Annotated in this window: 12 protein-coding genes; 9 read left to right on the top strand and 3 right to left on the bottom strand. The window is 69.1% G+C overall.

Translation table 11 applies throughout. The annotated features are described in order from the left end of the window. Positions 1-144: 144 nt before the first annotated feature. From ACSQ4M_RS18895 to ACSQ4M_RS18880, 4 genes are read left to right on the top strand one after another with little or no spacing between them, the layout of a single operon-like run. Positions 145-987, top strand: a complete 843-nt coding sequence (locus ACSQ4M_RS18895; RefSeq protein ID WP_436190963.1) for a type 1 glutamine amidotransferase domain-containing protein — start codon at positions 145-147, stop codon at positions 985-987. A gap of 24 nt (positions 988-1,011) precedes the next feature. After that, the gene (locus tag ACSQ4M_RS18890) at positions 1,012-1,500 is read left to right on the top strand and encodes an SDR family NAD(P)-dependent oxidoreductase (protein ID WP_436190962.1); all 489 of its coding nucleotides are present in this window, start codon (positions 1,012-1,014) and stop codon (positions 1,498-1,500) included. A gap of 13 nt (positions 1,501-1,513) precedes the next feature. Then, positions 1,514-1,807, top strand: a complete 294-nt coding sequence (locus tag ACSQ4M_RS18885) for a putative quinol monooxygenase (RefSeq protein ID WP_436190961.1) — start codon at positions 1,514-1,516, stop codon at positions 1,805-1,807. Between the two features lie 39 nt (positions 1,808-1,846). Next, positions 1,847-3,061 (top strand): L-dopachrome tautomerase-related protein, encoded by a 1,215-nt coding sequence (locus ACSQ4M_RS18880; RefSeq protein ID WP_436190960.1) that lies wholly within the window; start codon positions 1,847-1,849, stop codon positions 3,059-3,061. A gap of 109 nt (positions 3,062-3,170) precedes the next feature. Here the strand turns inward: ACSQ4M_RS18880 and ACSQ4M_RS18875 are convergent, their stop codons facing one another. Next, on the bottom strand, positions 3,171-3,473 hold the full coding sequence (locus ACSQ4M_RS18875; protein WP_436190959.1) for a hypothetical protein: 303 nt from the start codon (positions 3,471-3,473) through the stop codon (positions 3,171-3,173). A 291-nt stretch (positions 3,474-3,764) separates the two neighbouring features. Between ACSQ4M_RS18875 and ACSQ4M_RS18870 the strand changes: the two genes are divergently transcribed. The 4 genes from ACSQ4M_RS18870 to rrtA all read left to right on the top strand — a co-directional run bounded on the left by ACSQ4M_RS18870 (position 3,765) and on the right by rrtA (position 9,497). After that, complete coding sequence (locus ACSQ4M_RS18870; RefSeq protein WP_436190958.1) at positions 3,765-5,918, top strand: M14 family zinc carboxypeptidase; 2,154 nt, start codon at positions 3,765-3,767, stop codon at positions 5,916-5,918. Between the two features lie 68 nt (positions 5,919-5,986). After that, complete coding sequence (locus tag ACSQ4M_RS18865) at positions 5,987-7,789, top strand: hypothetical protein (protein ID WP_436190957.1); 1,803 nt, start codon at positions 5,987-5,989, stop codon at positions 7,787-7,789. Positions 7,790-7,889: 100 nt separating this feature from the next. Next, positions 7,890-8,783 carry a transporter substrate-binding domain-containing protein gene (locus ACSQ4M_RS18860; protein WP_436190956.1) on the top strand — a complete coding sequence of 298 codons (894 nt, stop codon included), beginning with the start codon at positions 7,890-7,892 and terminating at the stop codon, positions 8,781-8,783. A 105-nt stretch (positions 8,784-8,888) separates the two neighbouring features. After that, entirely contained in the window at positions 8,889-9,497 is a 609-nt protein-coding gene (gene rrtA, locus ACSQ4M_RS18855; RefSeq protein ID WP_436190955.1) for a rhombosortase, read from the top strand. A gap of 3 nt (positions 9,498-9,500) precedes the next feature. On the opposite strand, the gene ACSQ4M_RS18850 is transcribed toward rrtA, so the two are convergent. Both ACSQ4M_RS18850 and ACSQ4M_RS18845 read right to left on the bottom strand, forming a co-directional pair. Further along, a complete protein-coding gene (locus tag ACSQ4M_RS18850; protein ID WP_436190954.1) occupies positions 9,501-10,880 on the bottom strand; it encodes a sigma-54-dependent transcriptional regulator in 1,380 nt (459 codons plus the stop codon). Between the two features lie 10 nt (positions 10,881-10,890). Continuing rightward, a complete protein-coding gene (locus ACSQ4M_RS18845; RefSeq protein WP_436190953.1) occupies positions 10,891-12,792 on the bottom strand; it encodes a sensor histidine kinase in 1,902 nt (633 codons plus the stop codon). A 271-nt stretch (positions 12,793-13,063) separates the two neighbouring features. Here ACSQ4M_RS18845 and ACSQ4M_RS18840 point away from each other — a divergent pair, with 271 nt between their 5' ends. Continuing rightward, positions 13,064-15,070, top strand: coding sequence for a peptidase U32 family protein (locus ACSQ4M_RS18840; RefSeq protein ID WP_436190952.1), 2,007 nt, complete (start codon positions 13,064-13,066; stop codon positions 15,068-15,070). Positions 15,071-15,077 lie beyond the last annotated feature (7 nt).

Genomic DNA, 15,077 nt, shown 5'->3' with positions numbered 1-15,077 from the left:
ATCTCCGCTGGTGCAATCAATACATTCAAGTCATCGCGGAGTGGCGTTCCACGCGCAGCGCTCTTCCGGGAGCAAACGATGAATTCCCTCCGCCGCAGCCCTCCCTCTCTGAAACATCCACCCACCCCTTTGCCAAAGAAAACCATGCACCCGATACGCCATCTCGCCCTCGCCAGCGCACTCAGCCTCACCGCACTCGGCGCACAGGCCGCCCATGTGCTGGTCGTGCTGTCCGACGCCGACCACCTCGACCTCCAGGACGGCAAGGTCTTCGCCACCGGCTTCTACCTGAACGAGCTGATGCAGCCGGTGAGGCTGCTGCTCGACGCCGGCCATCAGCTGACGTTCGCGACCCCGAAGGGCCATGCGCCCACCGTGGACCGCAGCTCGGTCGACAAGATGTACTTCGATGGCGACGAAGCTGCGCTGAAGGTGCACCAGGCGCTGCTGGACCGGTTGAAGCTCACCTCGCGCACCGACTCGCCGGTGGTGAGCCTTTCGCGCGTCGCGCAGATGGGCTACGCGCGCTTCGACGCCGTCTACGTTCCCGGCGGCCACGCGCCCATGCAGGACCTGCTCACCAGCCCCGAACTGGGCAGGCTGCTCGCGGACTTCCATGCGCGCAACAAGACCACGGCGCTCGTGTGCCACGGCCCGATCGCCCTGCTCTCGACCCTGCCCGACGCACCGGGCTTCACGGCCCGGCTGGCGGCGCACGGCACCGTCGAGCGGCGCCCCGACTGGATCTACGCGGGTTACCGCATGACCGTGATCAGCAACCAGGAGGAAGAACTCGCCAAGGGTCTGCTCCAGGGCGGCGCGATGAAGTTCTACCCGCAGACCGCGCTGCAACAGGCCGGCGGTGCCTACGGCAGCAACCAGGTGCCATTCACCGCGAACGTGGTGATCGACCGCGAACTCATCACCGGCCAGAACCCCGCCTCGGCTGTCGGCGTGGCCCAAGAAATTCTCAAGCGCCTCAAGTAGGCGACAACCCACAGGAAACCCACCATGGACATGCAACTCCAGGGCAAGAGCGCCATCGTCACGGGCGCGACGGCCGGCATCGGACTGGCCATCGCCCGCTCCCTCGCGCGCGAAGGCGTGGCGGTCACCATCACCGGCCGCAGCCGCGGCAAGCTCGACGCAGCAGCGGCCGACATCGTCAGCGCAGCGCCCGGCAGCGCGGTGACAACGGTCGTCGCCGACCAGAGCACGGCCGAAGGCGTGGCGGCGCTGATCGCCGTGCAACCAGACACGGACATCCTCGTGAACAACCTCGGCTATTGCGAGGCCGAGACCGCCCCGCGCCCCGGCATGAGCGACCCGGAGATCGAGGCCCACTTCTTGCGGACCTACCGCCCCAGTTCGCTCATCGCTCGAATGATCGAAGCCGACGAGATCGCGGCCATGGTGACGCTGCTGGCGAGCCCGCTCGGCGCGGCGCCCAACGGCGCCGCTGTGCGCGTCGAGGGCGGAACCTTCCGCTCGATCCTCTGAACGGGTGCACAACATGTCCAGCCCTCTCACCATCGTTGCGCTCGTTCAAGCCAAGCCGGGCCATGAAACGGCGCTGGTCGCAGCGCAGGCCGCGCTGGTTCCTCTCGCGCGCGCACAGGCCGGTTGCCTCAGCTACGAACTCCACGAGTCCATGGACCGACCCGGCAGGGTCGTGTTCTTCGAACGGTGGCTCGACCGGGCTTCCTGGGAGCGCCACATGCGCGGCCCGCACATGGATGCCTTTCGCGCCGACGCAGGCCCTTTGATCGGCGCTTTCGAACTCCTGCACCTGCGCCAGGTGGCGTAGCGGCGGATTGCCCCTTCCTTCACCACATCAGGTATCTCCATGTTCCATCGCTCGTTCCAATTTGCGGCCCTCGCGCTGGCCGCCCTCTTCGGTTGCCAACAAGCCGCCAGCGCGGCTGACCGCCTCCCGCTCGAGCGCTGGCGCAGCTACGCGGGCGTGAGCTGGGAGGCGCCGAAGGACGGCAAGGATCCCATGCCGTTCGCCGCATCGGTCGGCGCACCCATCGCCGGCCTTCACTTCGATGCGCAAGGCACGGCCTACGTGAGCACGCCGCGCCTGGTGTCCGCATCCGCACCGGCGACGCTCAGCAGGCTCGACACGCGCGCGAAGACCGGTCCGGCGCGGCTGAGCGCATTCCCTTCGGTCGCAGGCAATGCCGTGGCCGGCGCGCCGGAGCACAGCCTGCGCAACGTGCTCGGCTTCCACGTCGACCGCAGGAACGGCTGGTTGTGGGCGCTCGACATGGGTTTCGTTGCCGGGGAGGCCGAGGCCCCGGCTGGCGCCCAGAAGGTGCTGGTGCTCGATCTGAAATCGGGGCGCACCGTGAAGCGCATTGCGCTCGACGGCGTGGCCGACCGCAAGGGCAGCTTTCTCAACGACATCGCCGTCGACGAGCGCCGCCGCGTGGCCTACATCTCCGACAGCGGCATGCGCAGCGCGCCCGACAACATGGTGGGCCTGATCGTCGTGGACTTCGCCTTGGGCCAGGCGCGACGCGTGCTGGACAAGCACCCGGGCCTGCAGGTCGAACCTGCGGTCCAGGTCGTGTCCCACGGCGCGGAGGTCTGGCCGGGCAATCCGCTGCTGCTCGGCATCAACGGCATCGCGTTGTCGCCCGACGCACGCACGCTGTACTGGACGGTGACGACGGGAACGCGGGCACGGTCGGTGCCGACGGCGGTTCTGCGGACCACCACGTCGAACGATGCGCAGATCGCCGCAGCCATCCAGGATCTCGGGCCAGTGGGCGGCAACACGGACGGGATCGTGACCGACGCCGAGGGCCGGCTGTACATCACGGACGTCACGCACAACGGCATCGTGCGCTACGACCCGCGCACGCAGACGATGTCGCTGCTGGCCTCCGACGAAGGCGTTCAGTGGCCGGACACCCCTGCGCTGCTTCCGGGTGGTGACCTGGTCTTCACCTCCAGCGCGCTGAACAAGCACTTCGCCGGCGCGGTCAGGAGCGGCGAGGAGCGCTACGAGTTGTGGCGCCTGCCGCTCGACGGCCGGAAGACCCGAGCCCACTGAATGTGGCCCTTGCAGGGATGGAATCGGCGCCTGCGTATCGCGCAGCAGCACCGAGCAGGTCAACGCCTTGGGACATGGAAACCCCAGCCCTGTTCCGCGCATCTCTCGATCACCAGGACCGAATCGATGGATTCGGTCCCATCCGCGCGGACGAACAGAGCGCCTTGACCGGAACATCCGGCAAGCTCACGGCCAGTTGCGCGATCCGGTCCTTGCGCATGAACACCACACCAGGGTGCTGCCTTGCATGGCGCAGGAAATCGCCCAGCACCTCCACGCGGGCCGGCGTGCCGCCGATGTCCGTTGCGACGAAGTCAACGGAGCGCCCATCGCCGGCCTTGCCCTGGAAGCTGCTGGTGTAGTGGCCGGTGAAACGCAGACGGCCTATCGCACGGTCGCCGACGAGCGGCAATTAGCTTCTCGCACGGACGGTTTTCCGAACGGCGCATCCACCCCGTTCGACTTTCCGAACGCCAAACGCGGCATACCCCGCATCGCCCTCCTTTCAAAACAAGCACTTGCAGGCGCTTTGCCGCCGCGCAGGAGCTGGCACGTGAACTGCCTTGTGTTCCGTGTGCCTCTGGCCGCTGCCCTTCCGGGCGCGGCCAGGGCCGCCAAGAGCCAGAGGCCAGCGTGGGCCTGCAGGCGCCCCGGCGCCCGCAGCCTTCGGCCCAAACGTCCACTGTTGAGGAGTTAGCGTTCGATGAAACGAATCCATCCGCCCCGCCTGACCCCGGTCGCCGCCATCGTGGCCTCCGTCGTTCTCGCCTGCGCCGCCGGGGTCATCCATGCCCACGGTGGTGACCCGGACCAGGTCTATGCGGTCAAGATCCCCTACGCCTCCGAGGACCAGCTGTCCAAGCTGACGGGCATGCTGGACCACCCCTATGTGGACCAGAAGACGCGCACGGTCCACGCGGAAGTCAGCGACGAGGAGATGCACGCGGTCGAGGCGCTGGGCATCGGCGTGCAGATCGACGTGGAGGAAACCGAGCGCATCAAGGCCTTCATTGCATCGCGCAGCCGCGACGTGGCCTCGGGCGCCGTCAAGCGCTCCTCGCGCGAGCAGCCCAGCTCGATCGCCGACGGCACGCACTCGTGCTACCGCACCGTGGAGCAGACCTACGCCACCTTCGACGAACTCAAGGCCAAATACCCGGACCTGGTGCAGCTCAAGACGCTGGGCCCGGCCTGGATGAAGACGCAGATCAAGGAACCCACCGTCGTCAACAACCAGTACGACAACTCCTGGTCCAGCTATACCAGCCTGCTGGCCAAGTTCATCCCGCAAAGCCTGCTGCAGCGCTTCAACCTGTCGCTGTTCCCGGCCCAGCCGCACGACGTGCGCGCCATCGTCGTCGGCAACTTCGCCAAGCAGGAAGGCAAGGAAGTGCCGCGCATGGTCTGGACCGGCGGCATCCACGCCCGCGAATACGCTCCGCAGGAGGTCGGCACCAAGTTCATCGAGTGGCTGCTGGACAACTACGGCAAGGACCCGAACGCCACGATGATGCTGGACAACAACCAGTACCACTTCATCATCCACAACCCGGACGGCCGCAAGCTGGCCGAGCAGGACCGCTCGGCCCGCCAGCGCAAGAACACCAACTACCTGACCGCGCTGTGCACCACGGGCACCGGTGCCCAGCTCGAGTCGGGTGTCGACCTGAACCGCAACTACCCGTTCGGCTGGGCCACTGGCGGCGCCGGCGGCTCGGACGGCAGCGTCTGCGGCGGCACCTACCGCGGCACCAGCCCAGCCTCCGAACCCGAGACGCAGGCCGTTCTGAACTACGTGCGCGGCACCTGGAACCAGGCGCAGTGCAAGTGGGAAGGCGGCGCACTGCCGGACGGCCGCAACAAGTGGGCGGTGGATAGCGCAGGCAAGCCTCTGGTGGGCACGCCCGGCCCTTATTGCAACCTCAAGAACCGAGCCAACAACGGCGACGGCGAGCTGGACTGGCAGACCGGCGCGTCCGAAGACTACCCGGGCGGCATGTTCATCGACCTGCACAGCAACGCGCGTGCCATCCTGTGGCCCTGGGGCGTGGAGCGCGCCGAGAACGGCTTCAACACCCACACGCCCAACAACAAGGGCATGGCCGTCATCGCCCAGCGCCTGGCCTACCACAACAACTACTCGTCGCAGCAGCTGCTCAGCTACAACACCGAAGGCACGACCAAGGACGCCTTCTACGGCTTCCTGGGCGCACCGTCGTACACCGTGGAAATGGGCCGCTCCTTCTACGAGGACTGCGGCGTGTTCGACCGCGAGACCTACCCGGAGAACTTCAACGGTTTCCACTACATGAGCCGGGCGCTGCACCGCGTCTACCAGCTGCCGTTCGGTCCCGACACGGTCGACGTGAAGGTCGAGCAGACCGCCGCCGTGCCTGCTGGCACCAAGGTGAACGTCTCCGCGCTGGTGGACGACAACCGCTACCGCTACAGCAACGCAGGCCAGGCGACCATCAAGCCGCCGCCCTACCCGGTGGTCTACAACATCCGCGACGCCAAGGTCTACATCGACAAGATGCCCTGGGAGGCCGGTGCCGAAGGCAAGCCGCTGGAACTGGGCACCTCCGACCAGGCCAAGTCCGATTTTCCGGACGCGACCAAGCGCGCGTTCGGCCAGATCGACACGACCGGCTTGGCACCGGGCCGCCACATGGTCTATGTGCAGGGCACCAACAGCGACGGCAAGCCCGGCGCCGTGTCGGCCGCGTTCCTGGACGTCGCCGAGGCCAAGAGCAGCGGTGGCGGCGGTGCCGTCGGCGGCCTGGCTGCCGTGTTGGCCGGCCTGGCTGGCCTGGCCCTGCACCGTCGCCGCAAGCAGGCCGCGGCCAGCGGCCTCTGAGCCCAGTCCATGTGCCGGGCCCGCGCCGCGGGCCCGGCAGCCCACCAGAACGAATTCGAGGACACCACATGCATTCCCGCAACACCTGCGCGCTCTCGGCCCTGGCCCTGGCCGCGTCCACCTTCCTGGTCGCCTGCGGTGGCGGCGGCGGCGATGACGCGCCGGCCCCGACCGAACGCCAGGTCACCGGCACCGTGCTCGACCGCGGCCTGAACAACGCGACCGCCTGCCTGGACCTGAACGACAACCGCGCCTGCGATGCCGGCGAACCGTCGGCCATGACCAGCAACGGCAGCTTCACCATCACCACCACACAGGCCGCCGACGCCACCGTGCTGGTGCAGGCTTCCACGACCAGCACCACGTCCGAGGGCCCCGTCGTCGCACCCTATGTGCTGACCGCGCCGCTGGGCCGCCACGCCGTGATCTCTCCCTACACCACGCTGCTGCAGTCCGAGATCGACTCGGGCCGTTCGGCCAACCTGGCCCAGGCCGAGGAGACGCTGCTGTCCTTCCTGGTCGGCACCGCCGGCCAGGTCGGCGGCATCCAGCTCTACGACAACTACCAGGCTGCCGAAGGCGCTACGCCCACTGTCGCGCAGCAAAAGATGCTGGCACTGGGCCAGTTGCTCACGCGCGGCTTCGCCGAGGTCAGCGCTGGCGTGGGTGGCGGCAGCCGCGCCGCCTTCGAGGCCTACAGCGCCGTGGCGCCGGGCTCGCTGCAGCAGCTGCTCTACCAGATCCCGGCCACGCTGACGCCAGAGCAGCGCGAGTCGCTGTTCCTGGCCACGCGTGACAGCCTGGTGCCCAGCGCCGCCACGCTGGCCGGCGCCGCCAAGGCCAAGGCCGCCACCGCCGCCCAGCCCATCGAGGGCGCCTGGGTCCGCACCGACGGCACCACGCGCGAGGTGTTCCTGTTCGGCGGCGACGGCACGTTCGTGCACCAGGTCGTCGCCACGCCGGTCGGCGCCAACTACGCCTTCGACAACGGCCTGGGCTACCGCTACGGCCGCTACAGCCTGAGCGGCTCTACGCTGACGCTGGAACTCATCGAAGCCGCCAACGCGCGCGGCCCGGCCGCCGGTGCCCACAGCGCCACGGTCTCGGGCAACGCCATGACGCTGGACGGCACCGCCCTGAGCCGCGTGGCCAGCGCCAGCAACCCGCTGGTCGGTGGCTGGGTGCGCCCCATGGGCCTGTCCCGGCCCGAGTACATGGTGGTGTTCGACGACGGCACCTACGCCCACAGCAGCTTCTACTACCAGAACGACCGCCAGACCGGCACCGCCACGGCGCTGGAGACGGCCCGCAACGTCGGCGTGCAGGTCGGCAGCTACGCCGTCAGCGGCGGCAATGCCGACGTGGTGGAGTTCGGCGCGACCACGATCGACTTCAACGGCAACCTGTCGGTGCCGAGCAATCCGGGCGTGGCCCACGTCCAGGCCGACGGCAGCATCTCGCTGTCGGGCCTGCGCCTGGTCAAGCTCGGCAGCACGCTGGGCGCACAGGCGGTGACGGGCTTCAGCGAGGCCACGCGTTCGCGCATCTGGTCGGGTCGCTACTTCAGTCTGACCACGGGAACGGGTGGCGGCGCGACCGTTCAGTACCTGTACGTGAAGGGACCGGGCACGGTCTTCGCGTTCGACCGCCCGGCCACGACCAGCACCGCGGCCTGCGTCACCAAGACGGCCCCGTTCACCGACATCGACCCGTCCGACGGCATCCTGAAGCAGCTCGTGCTCGGCACCGGCACCACCGGCACGGCCTATGCGCAGCGGCGCATGGTCTACGGCACACCGACCAGCTTCGTGACGATGCTGCCCATAGCGCGGCCGACCGACGCGACCGCCCGTTGCGTGGTGCCGTTCTGAGCGCCTGAGAATCGCACCGCCTGCGCGGTGCCTGGCCCGGCCGGTGCGCGTGGCAGCCTGCGCACCGACCGGGTGTTCCGATCCGCTTTCACGCCTCTCCATGCGACCCACCTCCCTGATTGCGTTGTTGCTGGCCACGGCGGCGCTGGTGGACGCCGCACCCGCCCTGGCCAGCGAGACGCTGCGCAAGATCCAGCAGACCGGCACCATCACGCTGGGTCACCGGCAGTCCTCCGTGCCCTTTTCCTATTACGACTCGCGCAAGCAGGTGGTGGGCTACGCGCACGACCTGTCCACGTTCATCTCGCAGGCGATCCGGCGCGAACTGCAGCTGCCCGCGCTGACCACCAAGCTGGTGCCGGTGACGGCGCAGAACCGCATCCCGATGGTGGTCAGTGGCAACGTGGACCTGGAATGCGGCTCCACCACGCACAACGTCGAGCGCGCGCGCCAGGTGCTGTTCTCGACCTCGTTCTTCGTCATCAGCACGCGGCTCATGGTGCACCGCGACGCCGGCATCCAGGACTTCAAGGACCTGGCCGGCAAGCGCGTGGTGGTGACATCCGGCACCACCTCCGAGCGGCTGATCCGCACCTTCGCCGAATCCTCCGGGCTGAAGTTCCAGATCCTCGCGGCGCGCGAGCACGAGGAATCCTTCAGCGCACTGGAGCGCGGCCAGGCCGACGCCTTCATGATGGACGATGCCCTGCTCTACGGCGAGCGCGCCAAGGCCCAGCAGCCGCTGGACTGGATCGTCGTCGGCCAACCCATGACGCGTGAGGCCTACGGCTGCATGATGCGACAGGGCGACCTGCAGCTCAAACGCATCGTCGACCGGGAGATCGCGCGGCTCATGCAATCGGGCGAGCTGCTGGCCCTGTACCGCAAGTGGTTCGAGCGGCCCATCACCGCCAAGGGCCTGAACCTGAACTGGCCGCCGTCGCCGGAGGTGCTGGAGCTGTTCGCCAACCCCAACGACAGGCCGCTGCAATGAGCCGGCGCCCTCTGCCCCGGTTCTTGCCATCGGCGCGCGTGCGCGCGACCAAGCTTCCGGGGCGGCATGCAGTCGACTGACGCGCGCACAACCGGAGCACCGCCCATGCCAGCCGCCCCCGCACGCGCCCAGCGGCGCGCCCTCCTCGCCGCGGCAGCGGCCGCCGTGCTGCTGGGCGCGCTGCAGGCGTTGCCCGAGGCCTGGTTGCAGGTGCTGCGCTACGAGCGCGGCGCCGTGCTGCAGGGCGAACTCTGGCGCCTGTGGACCGGCCACCTGGTCCACCTGGGCTGGGCCCACTGGGCGCTCAACGCGCTCGGCCTGCTGGTCTGCGTGCTGCTGGCCGACACGCCGCCGGCGCCGCGCGTGCTGTTGCGCCAGGTGGCTGTGCTGGCGCTGGGCATCTCGCTGCTGTTCGTGCTGCTGCTGCCCCGCCTCGCGCACTACGTCGGCCTGTCCGGCGTGCTGTACGGGCTGTTCCTGCTGACGCTGTGGCCTGGCGTGCGCCGGCTCGACCCGGTCAGCATCGCGGCGCTGTGCACCATCGCGGCCTGGCTCGGGGCCCAGCTGATCCGCGGGCCGGACCGGCACGAGGAGGCCCTGGTGGGTGGCCACATCATCGTGCAGGCCCACGTGTTCGGCCTGGCCTGTGCGGCGCTGATGCTGGCCGCGCCGCAGCGCCTGCGCAGCTGGCGCCACGACCGCGCCGGCTGCTGAAGCTCAGCCCTCGCGCGGCTCGGCCGGCGCCACGCTGATGCCGTAGCGGCGGATCTTGTCGTTGAGCGTGGTCTTGGCCACGCGCAGCGCACGCGCGCTGCGGGCCAGGCTGCCGTCGTTGCGCCGGAGCTCCTCGAGGATCAGCTTGCGCTCGTACTCCTCCACCGATTCGGCCAGCGAGCGCGGCGACGCCAGTTCGCTGGAGGCGTACTGCAGCGTCGCGCCCAGCAGCGGCGTGGACACGCCCAGCGCGATGCAATCGGCCAGGTTGCGCAATTCGCGCACGTTGCCGGGCCAGTCGTAGCCGGCCAGCCGCTCGAGCAGATCGGCGCCGACCGGCGGCACCGGCCGGCCGAAGCGGCTGGCGGCCAGCCCGAAGAAGTGCGCCAGCAGCTCGGCGATGTCCTCGCTGCGCCGACGCAGCGGCGGCAGGTCCACGGTCACCACGTTGAGCCGGTAGTACAGGTCGAGCCGGAACTGGCCGCTGCGCGCCTTCTCGACCAGGTTTTCCTTGGTGGCGGCGACCACGCGCACATCCACCGGGATGGTGGTGTTGGAGCCCAGCCGTTCGAGCTTGCGCTCCTGCAGCACGCGCAGCAGCTTGACCTGCATGCCCATGGGCATGCTCTCGAGTTCGTCCAGGAACAGCGTGCCGCCGTTGGCGTGCTCGATCTTGCCGATGCGCCGCTTCTGCGCGCCCGTGAAGGCGCCGGCCTCGTGGCCGAACAGTTCGCTGTCGAGCAGGTTGTCGGGCATGCCGCCGCAATTGAGCGCGACGAACGGACCTTTGTACCGGCCCGAGAGTTCGTGCAGGGACTGCGCGACGAGTTCCTTGCCGGTGCCGGTCTCGCCGTGCACGAGCACGTCCACGGGCGAGCCGGCGATCTCGGCGATCAGCCGCCGCACGGCCTGCATGCCGGCCGAGGAGCCCACCAGGCGGGCCAGGCCGTCGCTGCCCTGGCAGGCCGCGGGCGCCGGGGCCGGCCGGGCCAGGCTGGCTTGCAACGCGAGGCGGCGCTTGTCCAGCGCGCGCCGCACCGAGTCGACCAGCTTCTCTGGCGAGAACGGCTTGGTGATGAAGTCGTAGGCGCCCTCGCGCATGGCATCGACGGCCAGGTTGATGTCGCCATGGCCGGTGATCATGATGCAGGGCAGCTCGGGGTCGACACTGCGCGCGTACTTGACCAGGCTCAGGCCGTCGCCCAGGGGCAGCCGCATGTCGGTGACCACCACGCCGCGGTAGCCGGGCGTGATGATGGGTAGCGCGGGCTCGACCGCGTCCAGCGCGCGCGAGCGGATGCCCGCCAGGCTCAGCGCCTGGCGGCAGGCCAGTTGCATGTCGGGGTCGTCCTCGACCAGCAGCACGGTCATCTCGTCGTTCATCTTGTTCTCCTCATGGGGGTGCGCAGGGCAGGTAGATGCTGAAGCAAGCGCCGGGCCCGTTGTGGTTCCAGGCCCGCAACGCGCCGCCGAAGTCCTGCACGATGTCGCGCGAGATCGTCAGGCCCAGGCCCAGCCCCTTTTGCTTGGTGGTGTAGAAGGGCTCGAACAGGTGCGAGGCGAAGTCCGGCGGCAGGCCGCAGCCGGTGTCTTCCACGTCGATGCGCAGGGCATAGGGGCGGCCGTCGTCGGCGGTCGCCTCGGTGGCCGCCGGCATGCGCTCGGCCACCAGCGTGAGCTGCTTGGCCGGGGCCTCGGCCATGGCGTCGATGGCGTTGCCGATCAGGTTCACGAGCACCTGCTCCAGGCGGTGCGCATCGCCCCAGGCCGGCAGTTGCTCGCCCGCGGTGCGGTTGTCCACCACCACGCCCAGGTGGGCCAGCTGCGTCTGGTAGAGGAACAGCGCGTTGGCGATGCACTGGCCCACGTCGATGAAGCTCAGCGAGGGCTCGGTGCGCCGCGCGAAGCTGCGCAGCGGGTGGATGATGGTGCCCATGCGCTCGGTCAGCCGCGCGATGATCTCCAGGTTCTGCAGCACGCTGTCCAGGTCCTGGCGCTTGGCGAACTCCATGGCATTGCCGGCGAAGGTGCGTACGCCGCCCAGCGGCTGCGTGAGCTCGTGCGTGATGCCCGCGGCCATGCGGCCCAGCACCACCATCTTGCCGGCATGCACCAACTCGCCCTGGGTGGCGCGCAGCGTGGCCTCGGTCTGCCGGCGGTCGGCCACCTCCTTGACCAGTTGCGCGTTGGCCAGCGTGAGCGCCGCCGTGCGTTGGCCGACCTTGTGCTCCAGCGAGAGGTTGGCCTGCTCCAGCAGCCGCTCGGACTCGCGCCGGTGGCGGTGGATGCGCCGGCGCTGGGCCACGACCAGCACCAGCAGGATCAGGAAGGCGGCACCGGTCGCCGAGACGGCGCCGGCCAGCACCGCGTCGCGGCGCGCGCCGTCCACGTCGGTGAACAGCATCACGCGCCAGTCCATGCCGTTGATGCTGCGGCCGGAGACGATCTGCGCCAGCTCCTGGAAGCCGAAGTAGCGGTTGGCGCGCTGCAGGCTGCCGTAGATGGACAGCGTCTCGGGATTGACCTTGAGCTCCACCTGCAGCGGAAAGCGCGGCAGCGGCATGCGGTTGTACATGCGGCTGAGCTGCAGGTCGACACGGCGCTCGATCGGCAGATCCTGCAGCGTGGTGTAGGTCCAGGCCGGGTCGGACGAGAGGATCACCACGCCGTTGGTGTCGGCCAGCAAGGCGGGCGCGCCCAGCATGTCCCAGATCTGGTTGATCGGGTCCAGGTTGATCATGATCACGGCCACGCCCACGACCTTGGCGCCATCGCGGATCGGGTGCGAGACGAAGTAGGCCGGCCGGTTGGCGACCAGGCTGATCGCGAAGTGCCGGCCGACGCGGCCGGACAGCGCCTCCTGGAAGTAGGGCCGGAACGAGAAGTCCTCCTCGGGCAGGGCGTCCAGCTGGGTGCTGCCGCTGGAAGCCACGATGATCCCGCGCTCGTCGAGCACGTAGATGGCGATGCCGCCCATGAAGGCGTTCAGGCGCTGCAGGTAGCGGTCGGCCCGTTCGCGCACGGCGGCCCGGCGCGGCGCATGGAACAGGCGCTGGACCTCCTCGCTGAGCTGCACCGTGGCCGGCACGTCCTCGAGCCGCTGGATCATGCCCTCCACGGCGGAGGAGAACAACTCCAGCCGGTGGCGCACGTCGGCCTGCAGGTTGGCCACCCCGCGGCGCTCGAAACTCAGGTAGCCGGCCGCCCCGCTCAGGCCCACGAAGGCCAGCGCGAGCAACCAGGCCGCGCTCTTCCAGGCGGCGTGGCGGATCGAGGAACGCAGCTGGGGATTCACCGGCCCTGCCCCGCGGAGTCGTCAGCCCAGGGGCTTGTCATGTTCACTGTGGCGTGGTGCCGTCTGTCGTGTTTGCACAGATGCTGCAAATCGTGTGCCCGATTGGCACGCAAAGGCTTCAACTGGACCACAAGCCGGGCGCGCACGCCATTGGTGCACATACCGATGTGCCATGCAGCAGAAGGATGCGGCGTGGGCGCGCGTCCCGATAAAATCCGCGCCTCCCCACGCAACAGACCGCCGCCACCGCCCAGGTGCGCGCCGCTTCGCCATGTCCCTGCTCGCCCACCAGCTCGAACTGCTTGCGCCCGCCCGCGATGCCGACATCGGCATCGCCGCCGTCGACCACGGCGCCGACGCCGTCTACATCGGTGGCCCCGGCTTCGGCGCACGCGCCTCGGCCGGCAACGCGGTACAGGACATCGAACGGCTGGCGCGCCACGCGCACCGCTTCAACAGCAAGGTCTTCATCACGCTCAACACCATCCTGCGCGACGACGAGCTCGACGGCGCGCGCCGCATGGCCTGGGACGTGTACCACGCCGGCGCCGACGTGCTGATCGTGCAGGACATGGGCCTGTTGCAGCTCGAAGGCATGCCGCCGATCCAGCTGCACGCCAGCACCCAGACCGACATCCGCACACCCGAGAAGGCGCGCTTCATGCAGGACGCCGGTTTCTCCCAGATCGTACTGGCGCGCGAGCTCACGCTGCAGCAGATCCGCGCCATCCACGCCGTGCTGGACCCCGCGCGCAGCCAGCTGGAGTTCTTCGTGCACGGCGCGCTGTGCGTGGCCTACAGCGGCCAGTGCTACATCAGCCATGCGCACACGGGCCGCAGCGCCAACCGCGGCGACTGCTCGCAGGCCTGCCGCCTGCCCTACCAGGTGGTGGATTCCAAGAACCGCTTCGTCGCGCACGACAAGCATGTGCTGTCGATGAAGGACAACAACCAGTCCGCCAACATCGCCGCGCTGGTCGATGCCGGCATCCGCAGCTTCAAGATCGAAGGCCGCTACAAGGACATGGCCTACGTCAAGAACATCACGGCGCACTACCGCAAGCTGATCGACGAACTGATCGAGGCGCGCGAGAACGACCCGCAGCACGCGCCGCTGGCACGTGCGTCGAGCGGCCGCACCAGCTTCACGTTCACGCCCGATCCGGACCAGAACTTCAACCGCGAGTTCACCGACTACTTCGTCAACGGCCGCAAGGAGGACATCGGTGCCTTCGACACGCCCAAGAACCCGGGCCGCGCGATCGGCTGGGTCACGCAGGTCGGCCCGAACTGGGTGGAGATCGAGACCACGGACGCCGCCACCCTGCTGCACAACGGCGACGGCCTGTGCTACTACGACCTGCAGAAGGAACTGGTGGGCCTGGCCGTCAACCGCGCCGAGCCGGCCAGCCCGACCAGGCTGAACCGCTGGCGCGTGTTCCCCAAGGACGAGCTGACCGGTCTGCGCGACCTGCGCAAGGGCACCGAGGTGAACCGCAACCGCGACATGGACTGGGTGCGCATGCTGGACAAGAAGTCCAGCGAACGCCGCATCGGCGTGTGGGTGCACTTCGGGCAGACCGCGCAGGGCTTCACGCTGCAGCTGACCGACGAGGACGGCCACCAGGCGCAGGCCACGGCGCGCCATGCCCACGAGCCCGCGCGCGACGCCGCACGCGGCCTGGCCAGCCTGCGCGAGCACCTGGGCCGCTTCGGCGCGACCGATTTCGCACCCATCGACATCGCCATCGACCTGGCCCAGCCCTGGTTCGTGCCGGCCTCGCTCGTGAACCAGCTGCGCCGCGAGGCCTGCGAGCGGCTGGAGGCCGCGCGCCTGTCGGCCTACCAGCGCCCGCAGCGCGCCGCCGCGGTGGAGCCTCCCGTGCCCTACCCCGAGGACACGCTGACCTATCTGGCCAACGTGTTCAACGACCAGGCCCGCCAGTTCTACGCGCGCCACGGCGTCAAGGTGATCGCCGCGGCCTACGAGTCGCACGAGGAGGAAGGCGAGGTCTCGCTGATGATCACCAAGCACTGCGTGCGCTTCTCGCTGTCGCTGTGCCCCAAGCAGGCCAAGGGCGTCAAGGGCGTGCAGGGCCAGGTCAAGGCCGAGCCGCTGGCGCTGATCAACGGCAAGGAAAAGCTGACCCTGCGCTTCGACTGCAAGCCCTGCGAGATGCACGTGGTGGGCAAGATCAAGCGCGCCGTGCTGAACGAGGCCCAGGCGCAGCCGATGACGTTCTACAAGGCGCGGCCAGGGGCGCAGGCGGCGCACTGAGGGGTAG

The sequence above is a fragment of the Pseudorhodoferax sp. LjRoot39 genome (genome assembly GCF_964253035.1).
In the GTDB taxonomy this organism is placed as follows: Bacteria; Pseudomonadota; Gammaproteobacteria; order Burkholderiales; family Burkholderiaceae_C; genus Pseudorhodoferax.
This window is presented reverse-complemented; position numbering and strand designations above follow the sequence as displayed.

Excerpts from the sequence above, each read along its gene's own strand:
- ACSQ4M_RS18895 (WP_436190963.1), top strand. The coding sequence starts at position 145 with ATGCACCCGATACGCCATCTCGCCCTCGCCAGCGCACTCAGCCTCACC.
- ACSQ4M_RS18890 (WP_436190962.1), top strand. The coding sequence starts at position 1,012 with ATGGACATGCAACTCCAGGGCAAGAGCGCCATCGTCACGGGCGCGACG.
- ACSQ4M_RS18885 (WP_436190961.1), top strand. The coding sequence starts at position 1,514 with ATGTCCAGCCCTCTCACCATCGTTGCGCTCGTTCAAGCCAAGCCGGGC.
- ACSQ4M_RS18880 (WP_436190960.1), top strand. The coding sequence starts at position 1,847 with ATGTTCCATCGCTCGTTCCAATTTGCGGCCCTCGCGCTGGCCGCCCTC.
- ACSQ4M_RS18870 (WP_436190958.1), top strand. The coding sequence starts at position 3,765 with ATGAAACGAATCCATCCGCCCCGCCTGACCCCGGTCGCCGCCATCGTG.
- ACSQ4M_RS18865 (WP_436190957.1), top strand. The coding sequence starts at position 5,987 with ATGCATTCCCGCAACACCTGCGCGCTCTCGGCCCTGGCCCTGGCCGCG.
- ACSQ4M_RS18860 (WP_436190956.1), top strand. The coding sequence starts at position 7,890 with ATGCGACCCACCTCCCTGATTGCGTTGTTGCTGGCCACGGCGGCGCTG.
- rrtA (WP_436190955.1), top strand. The coding sequence starts at position 8,889 with ATGCCAGCCGCCCCCGCACGCGCCCAGCGGCGCGCCCTCCTCGCCGCG.
- ACSQ4M_RS18850 (WP_436190954.1), bottom strand. The coding sequence starts at position 10,880 with ATGAACGACGAGATGACCGTGCTGCTGGTCGAGGACGACCCCGACATG.
- ACSQ4M_RS18840 (WP_436190952.1), top strand. The coding sequence starts at position 13,064 with ATGTCCCTGCTCGCCCACCAGCTCGAACTGCTTGCGCCCGCCCGCGAT.